The 5,396-nt window shown below is 41.6% G+C and carries 5 protein-coding genes; all 5 read left to right on the top strand.

The window, feature by feature from the left end; translation table 11 throughout:
* Positions 1-1,146 (top strand): tetratricopeptide repeat protein (locus RAO94_06740; protein MDP8322028.1); only part of this gene is annotated, 1,146 nt, incomplete at its 5' end.
* Positions 1,147-1,161: 15 nt separating this feature from the next.
* The gene (locus tag RAO94_06745; GenBank protein MDP8322029.1) at positions 1,162-3,219 is read left to right on the top strand and encodes a tetratricopeptide repeat protein; all 2,058 of its coding nucleotides are present in this window, start codon (positions 1,162-1,164) and stop codon (positions 3,217-3,219) included.
* Positions 3,219-4,352 (top strand): class I SAM-dependent RNA methyltransferase, encoded by a 1,134-nt coding sequence (locus tag RAO94_06750; protein MDP8322030.1) that lies wholly within the window; start codon positions 3,219-3,221, stop codon positions 4,350-4,352. Before RAO94_06745 ends, RAO94_06750 begins: the two co-directional genes overlap by 1 nt.
* A gap of 23 nt (positions 4,353-4,375) precedes the next feature.
* The gene (locus tag RAO94_06755; GenBank protein ID MDP8322031.1) at positions 4,376-4,885 is read left to right on the top strand and encodes an AAA family ATPase; all 510 of its coding nucleotides are present in this window, start codon (positions 4,376-4,378) and stop codon (positions 4,883-4,885) included.
* Between the two features lie 16 nt (positions 4,886-4,901).
* On the top strand, positions 4,902-5,396 hold a 495-nt coding region (locus RAO94_06760), incomplete at its 3' end, for a hypothetical protein (protein ID MDP8322032.1).

Raw genomic sequence — 5,396 nt, forward strand, 5'->3', positions numbered from 1 at the left:
GAGAATAAGGATAATGCCACGCTTTTGAAGCTGGCTGATCTGCAATATACTACAGGAGATTACAGCCTGGCGCTGTACAGTTATGGTGTGTTGCAGGATAAGGGAGAGCAGTCAGAAATCATCTATCAGCGAAGTGGTGAGATATATTTTGATCAGGAAGATTATCAGTCTGCCATCGGGCAATATGAAGGCTATCTGGAGCTTGCTGATAAAGAAGCGGAGGGATATAACCAGGTGGTTGTGCAGAATATCGTCTGTCATTACAGGATAAAAAACCGTCCCAAAGCAGAAGAGCTTGAGAAGAAATATAAAGATAATCTTGATGATGCAGCAAAAAATGAAATAGCCATCGCAGAGGGGATTTATTATACTGATATTGATAGCAAGAAAGCAGAAAAGACATTTAATAAGCTTTTGAAAGAGGAATTAACCACTGACCAGATGATCAGAACTTATTTCTGGCGTGGTGTGCTTTATCTTAAATATAAAAATGTGGAGAAGGCAAAAGAAGATTTCAGTACTGTGGCAGGAGCTACGAATGCAGATTTTGTCAATCAAGCAAAATTCAAACTGGGCTTGATCAACTTCTCAGAGAATAATTTTAAGGAATCACTGGATAATTATTACTATGTCATCGAGCATGATGAAGATGGGAAGCTGGCTTTGGAAGCTGCCCAAAATTTTGCCAAAGTGTGCAAAACCATTGAAGAATGGGAAAAGGCAATTGCTGCTTATGAGATAATCCTGGAGAAATGGGGTAATCAGGGACTTGAAGGACAGACAATTTTTGATATTGCCTTCTGCTATTATCGTGATAAACGCTTTCAGCAGGCAATTGAGATGTTCCAGCAGGCTTTGGGTCAAGTGAATGACCGTGAATTGCAGGCTGAAGCACAATACTGGATCGGGATGTCATATTTTGAGAAGGACGAATTTGAGCAGGCTGTAACTGAGCTTTTGAAAGTGGGATATTCTTATGAATCTTATACGCAATGGGCGGCTTCTGCGGAATTACAGGCCGGAGAAGCTTATCAGAAGCTTAATAGCACTGCAAAAGCACGCAGGATATTTGAACGAGTAATAGAAAAATATGGCATAAACAGTCAATGGGGAGAACTGGCAAAACAGAGAATGCAAACTATGTAAAACCAGGGAATTAGTATGGGAAAGAAAAGCAGACTGAAAAAGGAAAGAAAGAATAAGAAACAATCAGAGCTGGAAGCTCTGTATACGCAGAAACCTGGGAAACAGCAGAAAAAGGCTTCATCTTCCAGGCATCTGGTAATCTATCTGCTGCTGCTAATCGCCATTACTTCAATGGTTTACTGGCGAAGCCTGGATAATGATTTCGTTAATCTGGATGATAATGAGCACGTGTATAAAAATCCCAATATCACCAGCCTTGACCTGCCGCATATCAAAGCAATGTTCACCGGCTCACGTATGGGTAACTGGATTCCGCTAACGGAGCTTTCATTTGCCATTGATCATCATTTCTGGGGTATGGATGCCTATGGTTTTCATCTCACCAATCTTATATTACACATAATCAATACACTACTGGTTTTCTGGCTGCTACTGCTGCTTACAGGCAATCCCACTCTGTCACTTTTTTCAGCATTGGTATTTGCTTTACATCCCCTGCATGTGGAATCTGTAGCCTGGATAACTGAGCGTAAAGACGTGCTTTATGCCCTGTTTTACCTGCTGGCATTTATCTTGTGGATATTGGGCAGGCGATCAACTAAAAAGGGTCTATTATTACTCAGCCTGATAGCATATCTATTAGCACTCACTGCCAAATCAATGGCTGTTACTCTGCCACTTATTTTGATACTTTATGATGTTTTTTATGAAGATAGAAAGTTGACAAAAGCGATAAATGCCAAAATCCCTTTCTTTATTCTGGCTGCCATGGTGGTGTTTATCACCTTTAGATCTACATACAGTTCCACAACCGCTTATGCTGAGCTCAATATTCTGGAAAGGATCGTCACAGCTAATTATGCCTTCTGGTTTTATCCGTTCAAACTGTTGCTGCCTTTTAAGCTAAGTGCTATTTATCCCTATCCTCAGAATATTAATCAGGCACTCCCTGCCTATTATTATATCATGCTCCTGCTTACTGCCCTTCTTGCCCGACTATTGATCAGTATCAAGGGCAAAGGAAAGAAATATCTTTTCTGGTTCTGGTTTTATCTGCTTACAATCTTACCGGTACTTCATTTTTTACCTTTAGCCGGTTCATCAATCACCTGTGATCGTTTTACGTATCTGCCCTCTCTGGGAATATTCATGATCCTGCTGCTTGTGATTGATGACAAATTCAAGCTCAATAAAGCTAAATACTTTGTATTATTGATCATTGCAGTATATGCCTTCCTTAGCTGGCAGCGAATAGGTGTGTGGAAAAATGGCGTGGTGCTCCACACGGATATTATTGCCAGTTATCCTGATATAGAATTACCTTATATCAATCGCGGTAAAGCATATAGTCAGCGAGGTGAGCATGGCAAGGCGATCGCGGATTTCACAAGTGCTATCAAAGTAAGCCCTTCCAGCGCAGATGCCTATAATAATCGGGGAAATGAATATGGAGAGCTCAGGGACTATGAAGCAGGTATTGTAGACCTTAATATGGCAATAAAACTGCGTCCCGGCTTTGTGGAAGCATATAATAATCGTGCTCATTTATATATGTCAGCCGGTATGTTTGCTGAATCAGAAGCAGATTTCACCGAGGCTATCACCAGGGATCCTGATTATGCTACCGGCTGGTATAATCGCGGGAATCTATATCGCAAAACAGGTGAATATGACAAAGCGATTGCGGATTATGACCAGGTAGTTAAATTAGACCCCAATATGGCAACTGCCTATAATAATCGCGGAACATCATACAGTATGAGTGGACGCAATCAGCAGGCGATCAGTGATTTCAATCAAGCACTGGCACTTGATCCAGGTAATTTAAGCTTTCTGAATAATCGAGGTAATGCCTGGAAAGATCTGGATGACACTCAAAAAGCGCTTGAAGACTTTAATCAAGCCATCAGGATCAATCCCGGATATTCCAATGCTTATCACAATCGTGCTGTAGTATATTATTCGCTGGACAGGATAGCTGATGCCAGAAAGGATATCCAAAAGGTGAAAGAACTGGGCGGGTACGTTAATCCTGCCTTTGAAAATGCCTTAGATCAGGCACGGGGAGAATAATGGAATATATAAAAAATAATAAATACTTTGCCCAGGTAGCTGGTAGTCTGGAAAAGATAGCTGCGGCAGAACTGGAAGAGCTGGGAGCTACAGAAATTCAAACAACCTACCGGGGAGTGAGTTTCACGGCTACGCAGCCTGCGCTGTACCGCATTTTGTATCAGACGCGCATCTGCACCCGGATTCTGGCACCACTTATCAGTTTTCAGGCTCATGATGAAAAATACCTTTATAAAACTGCTCTTCAATTTTACTGGGAAGATATTTTTTCGCTGAAGCAAAGCTTTGGCATCACCAGTAATGTGGCGAATAGCAAGATAACTAATTCCATGTTTGCAGGACAAACCCTCAAAGATGCTATCTGTGATAAATTTCGCGCTAAACATGATGCCCGGCCTGATTTTGATATTAAGAACCCCGATGTGCGATTCAGTTTACATATCAATGATAACTGGGTGAATATCAGTCTTGATCTGGGAGTAGAACCGCTTCACAAAAGAGGTTATCGACTGGTGGGTATGGAAGCCACGCTTCAAGAGACTCTGGCTGCTGCTATTGTGCGCGTTAGCAGGTGGCAGGGAGATGAGCAGTTCTGCGATCCGTTCTGCGGCTCAGGCACCTTGCTGGAAGAAGCTATGATGCATTATTGTCATATCCCCGCAGGATTTTTAAGAAAAAAGTGGGGTATCAATAGTCTGCCGGACTTTAATGAAAATCTGTGGATTCTCACCTTGAGAGAAGCTAATCAGCAGATTCGCGAACTGCCGGAAGATCTGATCCTGGGTAGTGATATTATGTCCCGCAATGTGAGCATCAGCCGCAAAAACCTGAACGTATTCCACCAGGGAGCAAATGTAAAGATCAATACCGCTGATTTCAGAAACTTGCCGGAAATGGAAAATAGAGTAATTGTCTGTAATCCACCTTTTGGTCAACGTCTTAGGAAGGAAGATATTGATAGCCTCCTGCAGGATCTGGGAGATTTCTTTAAGCAGAAATGTAAAAGCAGCAGAGCCTATGTGCTGGTGGGTAGTAAAGAATTTTCAGGAGCACTCAGACTCCGTACTAAAATGAATAAACTGATCAAAAATGGTGATATAGACAGCAGATTACTGCGTATTGATCTTTATTGATCAATATCGATATTTCGCGTACTATGAAAATATATATCATTGGTACAAGCTGCTCAGGTAAAACTACTCTCGCTCGAAATATAGCTGAAAAACTTAATATCACTCATATCGAACTTGATCAGCTCTGGTGGCTCCCGAACTGGCAGGAAAGAGAGCGCGAGGAGTTTCGCGAAATCGTGGAAGCTAAATTGACCAACGAAGAGAACTGGGTGGTTGATGGCAATTACAGACGTATCAGAGACTTGATCATTCCTAAGGTAGATCATATCATTTGGCTCAATCTGCCTTTTTATCAGGTATTTAGCCGGTCAATCACTCGCACCATAAAAAGGATAATCACCCGTGAATCCATCTGCAATGGCAATCATGAAAACCTTTCTGCATTATTATCTGCTGATGGAATGCCAGCCTGGGTGATCAGAACTTATAAACTCCGCAGGCAGTATGGAGAATCTCTCAAGGCTTTCGATGAACGAGTGATCGAGCTGAAAAGCCAGAAGCAGATCAACACCTGGTTGAAAGATATCTCGTAATTTTAAGAGGAAGAATATGGGACTGACAGAATTTGTGAAGGATCGTAAGCTTGCTTTTGCTCTACTGATTCTGGTAATAGTATTATTTAATCTGGTGATTTTTGTGCCATTCTATGGTTTAGACCCTCATTCATTATCAAAAAGCGAGTATTTTTACGGGCATTCAGGAACTATTGAAAATGGAAAATCTGTAGTCTGGAACAGAAATCTTCATTGTGGTATGCCCCAGTATGACAAAGTATTCTGGCATATATTCACCTGGTTTTATTACCTCTTGCAGGTACACTTTTTTTATGCTCTATTGATAGTATTGGCTGCGTTAGGGGTGTTTTTCTTCTGCTGGAGAAGTGGGTATGGTCTATTTCAAAGTCTTCTGGCAGCTTTTATTTATGGAATATCATTTCACTTTCTGGAATTTCTGCCAGTCTGGATATATGGCTGGGGTTTGATGCTGCTCTTTTTACCCTGGATCGCCTGCCTGATCCAGAAACTACAAAAAAATGGCAGCCTC

It is taken from the genome of Candidatus Stygibacter australis, assembly GCA_030765845.1.
Lineage (GTDB): Bacteria > Cloacimonadota > Cloacimonadia > Cloacimonadales > TCS61 > Stygibacter > Stygibacter australis.